16 protein-coding genes are annotated in these 15,449 nt (G+C 62.5%); 8 read left to right on the forward strand and 8 right to left on the reverse strand.

From position 1 onward, the window contains the following. Positions 1 to 149: 149 nt before the first annotated feature. The 4 genes from pdxR to ACSYDV_RS04280 all read left to right on the forward strand — a co-directional run bounded on the left by pdxR (position 150) and on the right by ACSYDV_RS04280 (position 3,074). On the forward strand, positions 150 to 1,604 hold the full coding sequence (pdxR, locus tag ACSYDV_RS04265) for a MocR-like pyridoxine biosynthesis transcription factor PdxR (protein ID WP_438322495.1): 1,455 nt from the start codon (positions 150 to 152) through the stop codon (positions 1,602 to 1,604). A gap of 11 nt (positions 1,605 to 1,615) precedes the next feature. Next, positions 1,616 to 2,275, forward strand: coding sequence for an FMN-dependent NADH-azoreductase (locus ACSYDV_RS04270; protein WP_438322496.1), 660 nt, complete (start codon positions 1,616 to 1,618; stop codon positions 2,273 to 2,275). Between the two features lie 88 nt (positions 2,276 to 2,363). Continuing rightward, the gene (locus tag ACSYDV_RS04275; RefSeq protein WP_438322497.1) at positions 2,364 to 2,648 is read left to right on the forward strand and encodes a GNAT family N-acetyltransferase; all 285 of its coding nucleotides are present in this window, start codon (positions 2,364 to 2,366) and stop codon (positions 2,646 to 2,648) included. A gap of 6 nt (positions 2,649 to 2,654) precedes the next feature. Continuing rightward, positions 2,655 to 3,074, forward strand: coding sequence for a DUF1810 family protein (locus ACSYDV_RS04280; protein ID WP_438322498.1), 420 nt, complete (start codon positions 2,655 to 2,657; stop codon positions 3,072 to 3,074). 25 nt (positions 3,075 to 3,099) lie between these two features. On the opposite strand, the gene ACSYDV_RS04285 is transcribed toward ACSYDV_RS04280, so the two are convergent. The 8 genes from ACSYDV_RS04285 to rtcR form a co-directional block, all read right to left on the reverse strand. Next, entirely contained in the window at positions 3,100 to 4,326 is a 1,227-nt protein-coding gene (locus ACSYDV_RS04285; protein ID WP_438322499.1) for a bifunctional alpha/beta hydrolase/OsmC family protein, read from the reverse strand. Positions 4,327 to 4,330: 4 nt separating this feature from the next. After that, positions 4,331 to 4,915 (reverse strand): glutathione S-transferase family protein, encoded by a 585-nt coding sequence (locus tag ACSYDV_RS04290; protein WP_438322500.1) that lies wholly within the window; start codon positions 4,913 to 4,915, stop codon positions 4,331 to 4,333. A 62-nt stretch (positions 4,916 to 4,977) separates the two neighbouring features. Further along, on the reverse strand, positions 4,978 to 5,439 hold the full coding sequence (locus ACSYDV_RS04295) for a carboxymuconolactone decarboxylase family protein (protein WP_438322501.1): 462 nt from the start codon (positions 5,437 to 5,439) through the stop codon (positions 4,978 to 4,980). A gap of 28 nt (positions 5,440 to 5,467) precedes the next feature. Further along, positions 5,468 to 5,887: a hypothetical protein gene (locus ACSYDV_RS04300; RefSeq protein ID WP_438322502.1), complete on the reverse strand. Its 420-nt coding sequence runs from the start codon at positions 5,885 to 5,887 to the stop codon at positions 5,468 to 5,470. 26 nt (positions 5,888 to 5,913) lie between these two features. Continuing rightward, entirely contained in the window at positions 5,914 to 6,675 is a 762-nt protein-coding gene (locus ACSYDV_RS04305; RefSeq protein WP_438322503.1) for an SDR family oxidoreductase, read from the reverse strand. Between the two features lie 814 nt (positions 6,676 to 7,489). Continuing rightward, on the reverse strand, positions 7,490 to 9,205 hold the full coding sequence (locus tag ACSYDV_RS04310) for a flotillin family protein (RefSeq protein ID WP_438322504.1): 1,716 nt from the start codon (positions 9,203 to 9,205) through the stop codon (positions 7,490 to 7,492). A gap of 62 nt (positions 9,206 to 9,267) precedes the next feature. Then, positions 9,268 to 9,888, reverse strand: coding sequence for an OB-fold-containig protein (locus ACSYDV_RS04315; protein ID WP_438322505.1), 621 nt, complete (start codon positions 9,886 to 9,888; stop codon positions 9,268 to 9,270). 21 nt (positions 9,889 to 9,909) lie between these two features. Further along, a complete protein-coding gene (rtcR, locus tag ACSYDV_RS04320) occupies positions 9,910 to 11,547 on the reverse strand; it encodes an RNA repair transcriptional activator RtcR (RefSeq protein WP_438322506.1) in 1,638 nt (545 codons plus the stop codon). Positions 11,548 to 11,855: 308 nt separating this feature from the next. On the opposite strand from rtcR, the gene ACSYDV_RS04325 reads away from it, so the two are divergent. From ACSYDV_RS04325 to rtcA, 4 genes are read left to right on the forward strand one after another with little or no spacing between them, the layout of a single operon-like run. Next, positions 11,856 to 13,082 (forward strand): RtcB family protein, encoded by a 1,227-nt coding sequence (locus tag ACSYDV_RS04325; RefSeq protein ID WP_438322507.1) that lies wholly within the window; start codon positions 11,856 to 11,858, stop codon positions 13,080 to 13,082. A 32-nt stretch (positions 13,083 to 13,114) separates the two neighbouring features. Then, positions 13,115 to 13,528: a hypothetical protein gene (locus ACSYDV_RS04330; RefSeq protein WP_438322508.1), complete on the forward strand. Its 414-nt coding sequence runs from the start codon at positions 13,115 to 13,117 to the stop codon at positions 13,526 to 13,528. Further along, positions 13,465 to 14,310, forward strand: coding sequence for a nucleotidyltransferase domain-containing protein (locus ACSYDV_RS04335; protein ID WP_438322509.1), 846 nt, complete (start codon positions 13,465 to 13,467; stop codon positions 14,308 to 14,310). The genes ACSYDV_RS04330 and ACSYDV_RS04335 overlap by 64 nt, the downstream gene beginning before the upstream one ends. After that, complete coding sequence (gene rtcA, locus ACSYDV_RS04340) at positions 14,307 to 15,326, forward strand: RNA 3'-terminal phosphate cyclase (RefSeq protein WP_438322510.1); 1,020 nt, start codon at positions 14,307 to 14,309, stop codon at positions 15,324 to 15,326. The genes ACSYDV_RS04335 and rtcA overlap by 4 nt, the downstream gene beginning before the upstream one ends. Positions 15,327 to 15,449 lie beyond the last annotated feature (123 nt).

The raw sequence follows: 15,449 nt of genomic DNA on the forward strand, positions 1-15,449 counted from the left end.
AAATGGAGGCGAAATAGGCTGCCTCCTAAACGTGCGGCGCTCGCACCCTGACCTTTCGTATAGGTGCCCCCCGTCTCGACAGCACCACCGCTGGGAACATAATCTTCATGTCATCCAGAGAGTTTTTCACAGTACCGTGAGGTGACGAAATGAATGCACCATGGGATCCCGGCCGCGTCGCTTTCGCAATCGATCGATCGCAAGCAACTCCGATCACCGCGCAGATCACCGCGACACTGCGCTCGGCCATTCTCGACATGCGTTTGCGTCCCGGAACGCGGCTCCCGTCCTGGCTCGATCTCGCCGCGCAACTCGGCGTCTCACGCGGGACAGTGAAAGCCGCTTATGAAGCGCTCACCGACGAGTTCCTCGTTTTCTCCGCCGGCGCCGCCGGGACACGCGTCGCCGAGCGGCAGGCGCCGCGCCCGGTCGCCATCCAGCAGATCGACATCCCGCGCCCGCTTCAGGATCTCGAGCGGGGCTTTTCGTTGAAGCCACTCCCTTTCCAGATGGGCGTTCCCGCACAAGACGCCTTCCCCGCCAAAATCTGGGCGCGGCTTCGCACCCGCGCGTGCCGCGACAATGCGATGGCGCCGCTCAGCCCGAACGACCCGCGCGGCGAGCCGGAACTGCGCGCTCAGATCGCCGCGAACCTCGCGATCACACGCGGCATTTGCTGCCATCCCGATCAGATCATCCTGACCAGCGGTTACAAGAATGGCCTTGCGTTGACGTTGCTCGCAATCGGCGCGCATGGCCGTACGGCTTGGGTCGAAGATCCCTGCTATCCCGTCGCGCGCATCGCACTGGAAATTGCCGGTCTGAAACCCGTCCCCGTCCCCGTCGACAGCAAGGGCATTCGCGTCGACCATGGCGTCCGCGCCGCGCCCGATGCCGCTCTCGCGATCGTCACCCCAGGACAGCAGGCGCCGACCGGTGTCACGCTTTCACCCGAACGCCGGGCCGCGCTGCTCGCCTGGGCAACGCACGAAGATGCGTGGGTCATTGAGGATGATTATCTGGGCGAACTGCAACTCGGCGGCCGCGCCGCGACATCAATGGCTGCCGAGGATCCGTCGGGCCGCGTCATTCATATCGGCACCTTCAGCAAGACGATCAGCCCGACCCTCGGCCTCGGCTTCGTCGTTGCGCCGCTTTCGCTCGCTCAGCGGTTCGGCGAAGTGGCGGGCTATCTGAACCCCGCCCCCAACGTCACAACGCAACTCGCGCTCACCGGCTTCCTCGGCGACGGCCATTTTCTTCGCCACCTGCGCCACATGAAGACGCTTTACCGCGAGCGCCGCAACGATCTCCACGCGCGGCTTGGCAAGAGCATCGCGGTGGAGAGTTTTGCTGGTCTCGCGGTCATCGCGCATCTACCAAAAGGCGCCGACGATGTCGCGCTCGCCAAGCTGGCGCCCGAATTCGGTATCGCGCCGGCCCCGCTATCGATCTGGCACGCCCGGCCCGCCGAAGCGCAGCCAGGGCTTGTCCTTTGCGTGACCAATCTGGCCAAGCCTGTCATCGACAAGGCGTGCACCGCACTCACCGCGTTGATCGAAGATCCCGCCGCGCGCGCGCCTGCCCGCGCGCACGCTGCCTGAAGGAGGAAACGATGAAACTGCTCCATGTCGATTCAAGCCCGAAAGGCGCGACCTCTTCATCGCGCACCCTGTCGCGTTTCTTCGTCGATCAGCTGCGCAGCAACCTGCCGTTGCTGACGGTCGACTATCTCGACCTCGCGGCCGAACCCGCGCCAGAGATCAGCGAGTTGTTCACTCGCGCGACGTACATGCCTGCCGAAGATCGCACCGATGCGATGCGCGCCGTGCTCGCGCCCTCGGATGCCCTGTGCCAACGCCTGCTGGCCGCCGATGCGCTGCTCTTTGCGATGCCGATGCACAATTGGACGATGCCTGCCGCGTTTAAAGCGTTTATCGACGCGATCGTGCGCGGCGGCCTTACCTATGAGGCGACCGACGACGGCCGCTTCCTGGGCCAACTCGGCGGACGCAAGACCTTGTTTCTGACGACCCGCGGCGTCGACCTGCGCGCGGGCGCGCCCTTCGCGGGGATGGATATGCTGACCCCATCGCTGCGCACCGCGTTCGGCTTTATCGGAGTGGAAGAACCGCAATTCGTCGATGCCCAGCCGCTGCAATTCGCGCGTGAACTCGAACGCGCCGATGCGCTGCGGTGCGCGCGGCGCGAACTCACCGCAATTGCCGAGAGCTGGGCTGACGAGGTGCGCCCGGCGCTCTCGCGCACCGGATAGTATCATGCCATTCGCATCCCTTGGGTCTGTCGCAGCCCCACCTGCGGTCTAGTCTGTCCTTGTCTCCAATCCAGCAAGGTGAACGACCATGGACGCCGAAGTTTTCAACAATACCGACCAGCGCCGCTTCGAACTCGATTTGCCCGACGGCTCGACCGCCGCGGCCTATTATCGCGTCGATGACGAGGAACGGCTCGTGTTGATCCACACCGAAGTGCCGCCCGAATTCTGGGGCATGGGTATCGCGACTCAACTCGCGACGGGCGCCTTCCATCTGCTCCGCCAAACAGGCCGCAAGGCGGTATTGCGCTGCCAGTTCATGGTCGATTTCTTTCGCCGGCATCCCGAATATGCCGACGTCGTCGCGGGGTGACGCGCGATGACCGACGATTATGATCTCCAGCGCTTCGTCGCCGTACAGGCGGACAGCTATGACGATGCCATCGACATGCTGCGCCGCGGCGCAATGTGTACGCCCTATATGGACTTCATATTCCCGCGTCTCGCACGAGGGAATGATGACGAACTCTATGCCCTCGCTACGCTCGACGAAGCGCGCGCCTATCTCGACTTTCAGCCGATCGGCAATCGCTACCGCGAATGCGTCGAGACGCTGTTCAAACTGGTCCGGAGTAGCGCGCGCGACGTGTTTGGCGACGCCGATGCGCAAAAGCTCCACGCCTCGCTCACCCTCTTTGCCGAGGCGTCGAACGAGGTGCTGCTCCGTTCGGTGCTGATCACCTGGTTCGGAGCGATGGTCGACGAGGATACGATCATTCGGCTCAACCAATATGGTTGAGCCGAACCGGGCCGATCGGACAGGGTTATGACGATTCGTCGCGCGCCGGCTTGCCTTCAGCATCGTTCCAGCTGCTCTCGATCGGGTCGAAGCGCGACCCGGTTTCGAGCGTGCGGTGGACGGGGCAGCGATCGGCAATACCGATCAGTTCGGCGCGCTGTGCGGCGTCGATCGGACCTTCGATTTCGATGCCGCGGGTGAAGATGTCCGGCTTTTCGGCGCCCGCTTCCTTGCGGTGGCGCACGCCGGTACGGATACGCTCGACCGGCCAGCCCTTTCGCGCCGCATAAAGCCGCAACGTCATCGTCGTGCAAGCCGCGAGCGCCGCGGACAGCAGGTTGAACGGCGTCGGTCCCGACCCGAGCCCGCCGAGGCTTTCGGGCTCGTCGGCGATGAAATTCGCCTTACCCGCTCGCATCATCAACTGAAACTTCCCGAGCCCGGTTTCCTCGGCCTCGGCATCGAACGGGCTGAGCGTCGTCGACAGCGGTTCGGGCAGGTAACGGCGCGCCCATGTCGCAATCATGTCGGCGGCAAAATCGGCATCGCGGGCATTCGTCAAAAGATGGTCGGCACCGTCAAGCGAGATATAGCTCTTCGGATGCTTCGCTGCGAGATAGAGACTCGTCACATTGTCGATCCCGACCGTCTGGTCGACCGGCGAGTGGAGCAGCAGCAGCGGGCGCCGGAGCGTCGCGAGCTGTGCGCCCAATTGTTGCGCGCGCAGATTGTCGACGAGCTCGCGCCCGACCGCAAAAGGCCGGCCGCCAATCGACACCATGCCATGCCCCTCCAGCTCGATCCGCGCGAGCGCGTCGGGATCGAACTGGTTCAGCACATGATCGACTTCGAACGGCGCCGCGATCACCGCGACGGCGCGCACTCCAGGCAGCGAGCCAGCCGCAGCGATCACTGCGGCGCCGCCGAGGCTATGTCCGACGAGCAGCATCGGCGCCATATCCTCGGCCCCCATCGCCTCGGCCGCTTTCACGAGATCGCCGACATTATAGCTGAATCCCGTCGCGCCGAAATCGCCTTCGCTGGCGCCAAGCCCGGTGAAGTCGAAGCGCAGCACCCCGATCCCCGCGCCCGCCAGCCGCCGCGCGATCCGCACCGCCGCCTTGTTATCCTTACCGCAGGTGAAGCAGTGCGCGAACAATGCCCACGCCCTTACGGGGCCGACGGGATATTCCAGTCGGCCCGACAGGAGATCGCCTGCGGCGTTACGGAAGTCGAAGGGGCGGGTCGGCATCGGCTCAGACGATGCCTTCGACTTTGAGCGTCGCCTGCACCGCAGGACGCGCCTTCAGCCGTTCGCCGAGCGCCGCAAGCGCAGGCGGGACCTCGACACCGAACCGATCAGCCCACAACATCATCACCAGCGCATAATAGTCGGCAACGCGCGGACGGTCCCCACAAAGATAATCGCCGCGCATCGTGTCGGCGAGATAGCGCATCCGAGCGGTGATGTAGGTGCTCGCGACCGCCTTTTGCTCGTCGGTGCCGTGATGCCAGAAGGGCTTGAAGCTCTTGTGGATCTCGGTCGACAGATAGGCGAGCAGCTCAAGCAGCCGCGTGCGACCCATCAGCCCGTCGAGACCGAAATCCGGATAACGCGCCGCGAGATAGTCGAGCACCGCGATATTCTCGGTTACGATCTCCCCGTCTTCGAGCGTAAGCGCGGGCACATAGCCCTTGGCCGTCACGTCGTTGAAGTCGGCGCCCGTGGCGGTGATCTTTGTCTTGAGGTTGACGCTTTCGCTATCGAAAGGCTCGCCGACTTCATGGAGGACCATATGCGCAGCGAGGCTGCAGGCCCATGGGCCATAATAGAGTTTCATCGGTGCGGTTCCTCGAAATAGGGGACCGCCGACGCCATTGCCGGCGGTCCGGTAGTGTGGGATCAGGCCGCGATCGCGACGTCCTCGACCTTCGGCACGGCGCGGAGGCCGATCTGGACGGTGTTCCAGAAGTTGATGGCCGCGATCAGCGTCGTGAGATAGGCGATTTCCTTGTCGTCGAACTGCGTCTTGAGCAGCTCATAATCGGCATCGGGCGCGCCTGTCGTCGCGACATTGGTCAACACTTCAGTCCAGTTCAGCGCCGCGCGTTCGCGCTCGCTATAGCCCGGAGATTCCCGCCATGCGTCGAGCAGATGAATACGCATATGGCTCTCGCCATGCTTCACGGCGTCGTTGACGTGCATCTGGATGCAAAAGGCGCAGCCGTTGATTTGCGATGCGCGCAGCTTCACCAGTTCGACGAGCGTGTGATCGAGGCCCGAGCCTTCGACCGCGGCTTCGACGGCGAGCATAGCCTTCATCGCATCGGGGGCGGCTTGAAAGATGTTCATACGTGGGGTCATAATTTTTCTCCTTGGTTTGTTCGGGGCGTCAAAGGGTGGACGTGCCGCGCATCTGCCGGGCGTCGGAAATCGCCCAGAAGGTGAGCAATGCGCCGAGGATCGCGGGGAAGGTCACCGCGGGGAAATCGCGGGCGAGCGCGGAGGGGCCACAGATGCCGACCGCCACTTCCCAGAAATGGAAGAGCGCATGCCCGCCAAGCCACAACGTCGCCGTCGACCACAGCAATATGCGATATTGCGAGCGGAAGCTGCCGACGAGGAACGCCGTGCCGACGAACAGGAAAATCAGCCCGATGTCGCGGATGAAATGTTGGTTGAACGGGCCGGTCGTCGTCACACCGGGAACCGCGAAATACCAGTTCGCGGGTGATATGAGCATGTACAGCCCGTTGAGCTCGGCAAGAATGCCCATGACGATGGCGAGACCGAGACAGCTTCTCTTCAGCATGGCGAACCTCCTCCTTTGATGACGGATTATTTCTTGGGCGGCGGCGGGACGTTGGCGAGCCACCAGTCGAATGACGTGGCGCCGAGTTTCGCAGCCGGTCCGGGGATCAGCGAGTCCGCGTCAAGCTTGACGTTGAAGTAGCGCGCCTCGGGATCGGCGACGACGGGATGCGGATCGCCATCGAAGGCGAGCACTTTGGCGACAATCTCGTCCATCGGATATTTCTGCGGCCCGCCGATTTCGATCGTGCGGTTCGCGGGTTCGGCCAGCGCGATGGCCGTGACCGCATCGGCAACATCTTCGGCCGAGATAGGCTGAATGAAAGCGTGCGGCAGGCGGACCGTGCCGTCGACGATCGCCGACTGACCGATGCCCCGCAGGAACTCCATGAACTGCGTCGCATGGACGATGGTATAGGGAATGCCGCTGCCGCGGATCAGTTCTTCCTGCGCATATTTGCCGCGGAAATAGCCGCTGTCCTGGAGCTTCTCGGTGCCGACGACCGACAGCGCGATATGATGCTTCACACCCGCAGCCTGCTCGGCGGCGGCGATATTCTGTCCCGCGGCGGTGAAGAAATCGATCGCGCTCTTGTCGTCGAACGCGGGCGAATTGGCGAGATCGACAACGACGTCGGCGCCGGTCAGCGCTTCGGCCAATCCCTCACCGGTCAGCGCGTTCACGCCCGTTGCAGGAACCGCGGCGATCGCCTGATGCCCCTGATCGCTGAGTTTCTTGACGACTTTCGAGCCGATGAGCCCGGTTCCGCCGATCACGATGATCTTCATGGCCTTGCCTTTCCAGTTGCGGGCGCCATTCGCGTCCGATGTCCGGAAAGCTACCGCAGCGCCCCCGATCGGTGGAGGTCCGAGTGGTGCAAAAGCCAGTGTACCATGACCGATGCAGACAGCCCCGCTTGGTACACTGCCGCCGTCATATCTCGCATCTTACGCCAAATCGCTCACCGGCCGACAAGGAGGCACGAGACGGATCGAGCCCTCCCCCTCCCGCCGGTCCGTCTCGACCCCGACCCGCAACAGCGGACTTATGTGGAGCCGTGTTAACCGGACGCGACAGCGATGATGAACATAGGGATTTTTCCGCTTTCTCCCTATGGCCAACGAATTGGCAGGCGAGCATCCTAACTGTCCGGCTCCACTTTTTTCAAAGCGCCGCCATCCAATAGATTTGAGCGCATCAAGACTTGGAACGTCGATTTCGGAGCGCGGCCCCTTCGACCTTTTGTGGCCGTTTTGAGACGGTCCGCTTTGGGTCATGATCGTGAAAAAACCACCATTCCGGTCGCTCATCGGCCCGCCATGGTTGCGCCCGAACGGAAACGGATGGTCGAGCGCGGACGTATCAGGAGCTGCGAAGAGTCGAGTTGAGGATGAGAAAAAAGCATAGAACGCGCCCCCTCCGCTGGTGACACCTCACCTCTAACGCAATTGACAAGACGTTCTGATAGGATCGCTTCGAATGGCCTCTGCCAAGCCGTGTCCTACCGCATAAAAACAGCATGACTTCGAATGGTTGAGCCATCGAGCGCAGCATACGCTCGATGGCTCAAATTTCGCTGCGAAGCCGTTCGGCGGCGCGACCTCAGTCCTCGTCCATGCCTTCGATCGCGGGCGCGACTGTGCGCGGCTTGCGGCGCGCCGACGGCGGGGTTTCGAGCTCGGTCGAGGTAACCTGCCCGGCGTCGGAGGCCCCTTTTACAAGAGCGTCCAGAGATCCGCCGTCAAACCCGAGTTCTTTCATCAGGCTGTCGATGACCGGAGCCTGCGCGCGATAGGCGAGCGCCGCCGACACGGCATTGCTGGCAAGGTTGCCTCCATCGCCGCCATTGGCGCCGCTGCCATTCGACCCGCCGCCGCCGTTCTGGCTGATGCCATCGACCTGAATGATCTTGATTGAGTCGATCGCCTCCATGGGCTTTGCCGCTTCGCGGACGACTTCGGGCAGAACCTTCAGCAATGCCATTTTGGTCTGCAGCGAAATCTGGTTCGACGACAAGATATTGGCGGCCTCGTTGATGGCGCGTTGACCCGCGGCCTCGACTTCGAACCGCACGCGCGCTGCCTCGGCACGCAGTTTTTCGGCGTCGGCTTCGCCCTCGGCTTCAAAGCGCAGCGCAGCGGCACGGTTCGACGCCGCTTCCTTTTCGGCCTCGGCTTCGACCTTCACCGAAATCGCGGCGCGCTCGGCTTCCTTGGACGCCTCGATCAGCTCGATCCGCTTCAGGCGTTCGGCGACCTCGGTGTCACGCGCGGTGACGACCTGTTCCTCGGCGGCCACCGCCTTGGCGCGGGCTTCGTCGGCCTCACCCCGCGCCTGGCTTTCCTCGCGGCTTTTGTTCTGGATCAGGATCTGCTGATCCTGACGCGCCAGTTCGATCGCCTGCTCCTGCGCGATTTCGGCCTGCTTCACGGCACGGTCGGCCTCGATCTGGGTCGAATCAACTTGCTGCTTCGCCGTAATCCGCGCCTCGTCGGCTTCGCGGCCGCGCACCGCCTGTTCGCGCGCGACTTCGGACGCCTGTTCGGCCCGGCGCATCTCGACCTCACGCTCCTGTTCGAGCCGCGCGAACTCATTGTCCCGGCTTATCTCGAAACTGCGCTTGTCGGCCTCGAGATTCTTGGTCTCGATCTGAACGCGGGTGTCCTGCTCGATGTCGTTGCGCGCCTTTTTGCGCATCTCGATCTGCTCGGTCAGTCGGGTCAGACCCTCGGCATCAAACGCATTATTGGCATTGAAATGCTCGATCGACGTCTGGTCGAGCCCGGTCAGCGAAACCGATTCCAGTTCAAGCCCGTTCATCGACAAGTCGTTCGAACTCGCCTGCTGCACCTTTTGCACGAAGTCGGAGCGCTGTTCGTGGAGCTGGTTCATCGTCATACCGGCAGCGACCGAGCGCAACGCATCGACGAACTTGCCTTCGACCAGATCTTTCAGCGCCTCGGGATTCATCGTGCGCAGGCCCAATGTCTGCGCCGCCATCGCGATCGATCCTCCATCGGGACGGACGCGAACATAGAATTCAGCCTTCACGTCAATCCGCAACCGGTCAAAGGTGATCAACGCATCGACATTCTTGCGCTCGACTGCCAGCCGGACCGTGTTCATATTCACCGGCATCGTTTCGTGCAGCACGGGCAGCACCAATGCGCCGCCGTTCATGACCACCCTCTCACCGCGAAAACCCGTGCGGACAAAGGCAATTTCCTTGGTCGCGCGATGATAAAGTCGCGTGACGATCAGTCCCAATATCAGAAGAGTGGCAAGGCCGATGCCGGCGTAAATGGCTATTTCAATCATGAACTACCCGTTGCTGTCGATTCGCGTTTCCGTCATTGGAACGCCCCGAACGGATATTAGGCTCAGTCGAGGCGGGGTAAATAGAAATCACCCCGTGTAAAGCCTTTGAATATATCGCCTTCGAGCTTTACCAGCAGAACGCTCTCTCCGGCCTGAAAAACCTGATCGGCGCTGTCGGGTTCGACCATGATCTGATGCAACTGGCCGTGCTGATCGGTCACGCGCGCCCGCGCGGGATGCCCCGTGCGCGCCGTCCCGATACTGATCTCGGCATAGCGGCCGACCAGTTCATCGCGCTGGATCGCGGTGGTTTCGAGGGACGGAAAAATCCGCCCGACCAGCCGCGCGGCAGCGCCCGTTGGCGGCAGCGCTGCGGCGGCTGTAAGTGGAACCATAAGCAAATTGCTGCCCGGCCCGCCGGTCAATCCCGTCATCAATTGCTGTAGCCCCAAACCGAGGGCCCCGAAAAATGTAAGAAAGAGTACCAGCCACATCAGGAAAGGAACCCGGCCAATACCCGCCCATGCGAGTAATGCGTCGGAGAAACCCCCATCACCGTCGACGCCCGGATCGCCATCAACATCTCCGGACAGACCCATTGCCTGAACCACACCGATCAACAGCATCAGCAACAGTGCAGCACTGAAGACGAGATTTTCCGGAGCAAGTAATTGTTCGGTCATCGGCATTTCCTGGCGCCTATGTCAATTCTTGGCAAGAGATCGCCGCGCATCCGACATGACCGATTCATCGCGGCATGCCGTGACGGCGCCCCAGTCGAGGTCGAAGCGCGCGAGATATTTCCGCAATCGATCCGCATCATTGGTCGATCGGCGCTCCTCACGCGAGGCCGAGAAGAGCGAACGCCCGGCCGCCGACAGACTGGTATTTTGGCGGCAGACGTCGATGACATAGGTAAGCTGAACCCGGTCGAAGGGATCGATCCGTTTGAGCTGTTCGGCAGACAGCAAAGGATCGAGCGAGCTGCCCCGGGCTTCGTGGCCCGACCACAGCGATCGCAGCCTGCCCGTCTCGAACGCGACCGCTCCGGAATCGATGCGCCCCGTCGGGCTGAGCGTCGCCATGCGGGTGACGCTGGCAGCGAGGTCGCGAAAATTTCCATTCCACAGCGCCGCCGGGCTTTCGGCAAAGCCCAGATATTTTTCGCGCGCTTCCTTGTTAAAGGTGACCCGGGCGCCTTCGCGTTCGGCGAAGCGCTCCAGCTCATAATCGAGATTGGGCGCAATATCCTCACGGCGCGCGGCGAGGCCCGGCAGGCTGAATGTCCACAGATTAAGCCGGGCGAAAAGATCTTCGCGGAAGCGGCCCGCAGCAACCTCGCTGACGAGGTCGCGGTTGGTTCCGGCGATCAGCTGAAACTCGCTCTTCGTTTCACTGTCGGCGCCAACGGGCAGAAAGCGCCCCTCCTCGATCGCGCGCAGGATCATCGCCTGCTCGTCGAGCCCAAGCTCGCCGATCTCGTCGAGGAAGAGCAGCCCCTTGTCCGCCGATTTGAGCAGGCCGGGACGATCCTGTGCCGCGCCGGTAAAAGCGCCTTTGCGGTGGCCGAATAGCGCCGACATCGCGCTGTCCCCCCTCAGTGTCGCACAATTCACCTCGACGAAGGGGCCGACGATCTGGTGGCGCAGCTTTTTGAGCTCATAGATTTTGCGCGCGAGCTGGCTTTTCCCTGCGCCGGTCGGCCCCATCAACAGGATCGGCGCGCGGCTGCGGACCGCGACCTGCTCAATCTCCTCGATCATCCGGTTGAAGGCCGCGTTGCGCGTTTCGATGCCGCTTTTCAGAAAGCTTGTACTCTCGGCGCTCGCCTCGGCGAAACGCGTCGCAATGCTGTCGTAGCGCGAGAGATCGAGATCGATGGCGTTCCACGTCCCGATCGGCTGCGGCGCACCACGCTGAGGCTGTGTCTGTAGAAGGCGCCCCGGCAGATAGCGCGCCTCGGTCAACAGAAAAAGGCAGATTTGTGCTACATGGGTGCCGGTCGTGATGTGGACCAGGTAATCCTGATTATCGGGGTCGAACGGAAAGCCACGCGCGAAATCGAGAAGCTTCCCGTAAACTTCCTCGAAATCCCAGGCGTCGTCGAAATCGAGCAGATGCTGCACCACCTCGGTCTCGGGCGACACATCGCGGATATCGTCGGCGACAAATTCGGCAAGACGACGGTGATAGCCCCCGTGCAGCAGAATGAAGCGATCGACGCGCAGATCTTCCTGCATGCAGATGCTGACCGTCGGCCGCCACTTGTTCCAGCGCGACGGGCCAAATTTTGCGGCGTCGAGGGTCGAACCGAGAAATCCGATGACGGTGACAGGCTTCATGATCGAGTTTATATTTCAGGATAAATTACGATACAAGATAATCGTGATTATAAGCGGAGCAATCTCCCGCCCAGCACGGCGCAGAATTTTTTTCATTTAATAACAGCATTTTATTGGAAACATTCCGCTTTCCTGGAATTTGGCACGCCTTCTGCATTTCTTTCTGCGTCGGGACTCACGTCTCCCGGCACAAGCGGAGCGAAGGGGTGGCCGGAATGGGCTGGCCGCCCCCAGGGAGCTCCGAGAATTGCAGAATTGCCTCGCCACATCGCGTTGCCGGCACCATGAAAAGAAAAAGGAAATCCGCCGTGACCCAGACGACGTACGAAATTCAGCAGGTCGACGGCGGCAAGCCCGTCAAAATGTGGACCCGCGGCGTCCCGGTGGAGGATGGTGCCCGCGCCCAGCTCGCACGTGCGGCCCAAATGCCGTTCGTGTTCAAGCATGTCGCGGCGATGCCCGACGTCCATGTCGGTATCGGCGCGACCGTTGGATCGGTGATCCCGACCAAGGGCGCGGTGATCCCGGCAGCGGTCGGGGTCGATATCGGCTGCGGGATGATGGCGGCGCGCACCTCGCTGATGGCGCACGACCTTCCCGACACGCTCGACGGCATCCGCTCGGCGATCGAACAGGCGGTTCCGCACGGCCGGTCGGTCGGTCGGGGCAAGCGTGACACCGGTTCGTGGGGATCGCCGCCCCCGGCAATCGTCGATGCCTGGGCGACGCTGGCCGAGCGGTTCGGACATATCGTCGCAAAGCATCCGCGCCTCAAAAACACCAACAACCTCACGCATCTGGGGACGCTTGGCACGGGCAATCATTTCATCGAGCTTTGCCTCGATCAGGATGCCCGGGTGTGGGTAATGCTGCATTCGGGATCACGCGGGGTCGGCAATGCGATCGGCACCTATTTCATCGAGCTGGCCAAGAAGGACATGCGCAAATGGTTCATCAACCTGCCCGATGAAGACCTCGCCTACTTCCCGGAAGGGACCGATCATTTCGACGACTATGTCGAGGCGGTCGGCTGGGCGCAGGACTTTGCCGCGCTGAACCGGCGCATGATGATGGCGAATGTGATCGCTGCGCTGCGGCGGCAGATCGCCAAGCCCTTCGAAGCCGAAATGGAGGCGGTGAACTGCCATCACAATTATGTGACGCGCGAGAACCACTTCGGCGAGAATATCCTCGTCACCCGCAAGGGGGCGGTACGCGCGGCCAAGGGGACGCTGGGCATCATCCCGGGATCGATGGGGGCAAAAAGCTTCATCGTGCGCGGGCTGGGCAACCCGGAAAGCTTCGACAGCTGCAGCCATGGCGCGGGCCGTGTGATGAGCCGGACCGCGGCAAAAAAGCTCGTCACGCTCGACGAGCATATCGCCGACACCGCAGGGGTCGAATGCCGCAAGGACGCGGGCGTCATCGATGAAACGCCCAAGGCCTATAAGCCGATCGAGGCGGTGATGGCGGCGCAGGCCGACCTCGTCGAGATCGTCCATACGCTGAAGCAGGTGGTGTGCGTGAAGGGGTGACCCCTTCACGCCGCCATCACCGGAGAGACCCCGTGAAGCAAATTTTATGCTGTGCCGCTTGCGACGCGCGGCTGACGCCTGCGCTGACGGTCGTGTCGAGCAAGGCGCCCGGCGTGATCCCGCCCGGGCATGAGGACGGCAAGCCCCTCACGCCGCGCGGCGCCGCTTTCAAGAGCTGGGAACCGATTGAACGATCCTATGGTGATCAGCCGGCGCTACTCGAATTTGCGCCGCAATATTGGCTGAATCCGGAGGACATTGACGAGAATGTTCGCAACACGCGCGATGCACGTCGTCTCAACGGCTGTTGCGGCCTTGATGGCTGCGATGGCCCCAATCAGATTTGCCTGTGTGGCGCCGAAGTCGGTACCCTGCGTACCGATTGCTGGACGCCACTGGTGTTCATTCCCGATTCGGGAAATACCAACTGGATAGAAGAACAATGACCGCCATTGATGCCGGGGTCCGGCACGAAATCCAAACCCGCCTGTCCGCCGTCGAGGCGGAAGATGGCGTGCGCCTGCTGCTCGCGATCGAATCGGGGTCGCGGGCGTGGGGCTTCCCGTCGCCCGACAGCGATTATGACGTGCGCTTCCTATACGTCCGGCCGCGGCGCGATTATTTGGCGCTGCAGCCCGTGCGCGACGTGATCGAGCGGCCGATCGTCGACGAGATCGACCTCAACGGCTGGGACATCCGTAAAGCGCTGGGGCTGATGCTGCGCAACAATTCCGTGCTGTCCGAATGGATCGGATCGCCGATCCGGTATCGCGATCCTCACCCTGTGATAGCGCGGATGGCCGAGCTCAAGGATCGTCATTTCGATCCCAACGGCTTTGCGCTGCACTATGCGAAGCTCGGCCGCACCGCGATCGCGCGCTGGCTGCAGGACGAGAAGGAGGTTGCAGTAAAGCGCTATTTCTATGCGCTGCGCCCTGCATTGGCGATCCGCGTACTGCGGCGCGATCCGTCGCGCCGGCCCCCGATGCAGTTGCAGCAGTTGATGGCCGAGGCCAACCTCTCGCCGTCAACCAACGAAGAGATCGAGCGGCTGGTGGCAATAAAGGCGAGCACGCGCGAAGCGGGGCCGATCGCGCGCGTGCCCGAAATCGACGCGCTGATCGCCGACGAACTGGCGCGTGCCGGCGAGGTGCCTGCGCGGCCGCCGAGCGAAGCCTTCGCTTCGGAGGCGAACGCGCTGTTTCTGGATTTGGTAGAAGACAAATGATCATCATTGACGGTTCCGAAGGCGAAGGCGGCGGACAGGTGCTGCGCTATGCGTGCGCGCTCTCGCTGCTCACCGGCGAGCCCTTCACCATCGAGAATATTCGCGGCGGGCGCGAGAAGCCGGGGCTCATGCGCCAGCATGTCACAGCCATAGAGGCCGCCTGCGTCATCGGCGGCGCCGAATGCACCGGCCTTGCGGTCGGGTCGTCCCGCATCGGTTTTCGCCCGGGCGCGGTCATGCCCGGCGACTATCATTTCGCGGTTGGCACCGCAGGCAGCACGGGCCTTGTCCTCCAGACGATCCTCGTGCCGCTGATGCTCGCCGACGCACCCTCGCGTCTCGTGATCGAGGGCGGCACGCATGCGATGGCCGCACCGCCGTTCGAATTCCTCGCGCGTTCGCTGCTACCCGTCATCAACCGCATGGGCCCGACCGTATCGGCGCAGTTGATACGTCACGGGTTTTTCCCGCGCGGTGGCGGCCGGATCGAGGTCGATATCGCCCCCGCCCCGCTGCGTCCGGTCGAGTGTATCGATCGCGGCGAAGCGCGCGGTGTGTCGGCGACCGCAATCGTCGCGGGCGTTCCCTTCGACGTGGCAGACCGCGAACTCAAGACAGCGCGCAAGATTCTGACCGAATGGCCCGACAAAGCCTTTGTCGCGCGGCAGCTACCGGCCGATCAGGGGCCCGGCAACGCGTTGCTGATCGAGGCGGAGTTCGAGCATGTGACCGAAGTCATGTCGGGTTTCGGCAAGCTCGGCGTGCCCGCCGAAAGACTGGCACAGACCGCCGCCAAGCGCATGGCGGGCTACCTTGCATCGGGCGCGTTTGCCGGTCCGTACCTGCAGGATCAGCTCTTACTGCCGATGGCCTTCGCGCGTGGCGGGGCGTTCACGACGGTCAAGCTGAGCGAGCATACGCGCACCGCGGCAAGTCTGATCGAACGCTTCACCGGCACGGGTTTTCGTGTGTCCGAATGCGAGGATGGCCGCCACCTGCTGGAAGTGATGCCTTAACGCTCCCCTTCGTAAGCGATGTCGAATAAGGACCGGTTGAAGACGGTCCCCTTATAGTGAACTGGCAGAAAGCCGACGCTGATAAATCTCGGTTTTGCGTGTAAATTCCAGGAGTTGGTCATA

Source organism: Sphingopyxis selenitireducens, from assembly GCF_051550705.1.
Lineage (GTDB): Bacteria > Pseudomonadota > Alphaproteobacteria > Sphingomonadales > Sphingomonadaceae > Sphingopyxis.

Excerpts from the sequence above, each read along its gene's own strand:
- ACSYDV_RS04275 (WP_438322497.1), top strand. The coding sequence starts at position 2,364 with ATGGACGCCGAAGTTTTCAACAATACCGACCAGCGCCGCTTCGAACTC.
- ACSYDV_RS04270 (WP_438322496.1), top strand. The coding sequence starts at position 1,616 with ATGAAACTGCTCCATGTCGATTCAAGCCCGAAAGGCGCGACCTCTTCA.
- ACSYDV_RS04285 (WP_438322499.1), bottom strand. The coding sequence starts at position 4,326 with ATGCCGACCCGCCCCTTCGACTTCCGTAACGCCGCAGGCGATCTCCTG.
- ACSYDV_RS04290 (WP_438322500.1), bottom strand. The coding sequence starts at position 4,915 with ATGAAACTCTATTATGGCCCATGGGCCTGCAGCCTCGCTGCGCATATG.
- ACSYDV_RS04305 (WP_438322503.1), bottom strand. The coding sequence starts at position 6,675 with ATGAAGATCATCGTGATCGGCGGAACCGGGCTCATCGGCTCGAAAGTC.
- rtcR (WP_438322506.1), bottom strand. The coding sequence starts at position 11,547 with ATGAAGCCTGTCACCGTCATCGGATTTCTCGGTTCGACCCTCGACGCC.
- ACSYDV_RS04315 (WP_438322505.1), bottom strand. The coding sequence starts at position 9,888 with ATGACCGAACAATTACTTGCTCCGGAAAATCTCGTCTTCAGTGCTGCA.
- ACSYDV_RS04300 (WP_438322502.1), bottom strand. The coding sequence starts at position 5,887 with ATGCTGAAGAGAAGCTGTCTCGGTCTCGCCATCGTCATGGGCATTCTT.
- ACSYDV_RS04280 (WP_438322498.1), top strand. The coding sequence starts at position 2,655 with ATGACCGACGATTATGATCTCCAGCGCTTCGTCGCCGTACAGGCGGAC.
- pdxR (WP_438322495.1), top strand. The coding sequence starts at position 150 with ATGAATGCACCATGGGATCCCGGCCGCGTCGCTTTCGCAATCGATCGA.
- ACSYDV_RS04295 (WP_438322501.1), bottom strand. The coding sequence starts at position 5,439 with ATGACCCCACGTATGAACATCTTTCAAGCCGCCCCCGATGCGATGAAG.
- rtcA (WP_438322510.1), top strand. The coding sequence starts at position 14,307 with ATGATCATCATTGACGGTTCCGAAGGCGAAGGCGGCGGACAGGTGCTG.
- ACSYDV_RS04310 (WP_438322504.1), bottom strand. The coding sequence starts at position 9,205 with ATGATTGAAATAGCCATTTACGCCGGCATCGGCCTTGCCACTCTTCTG.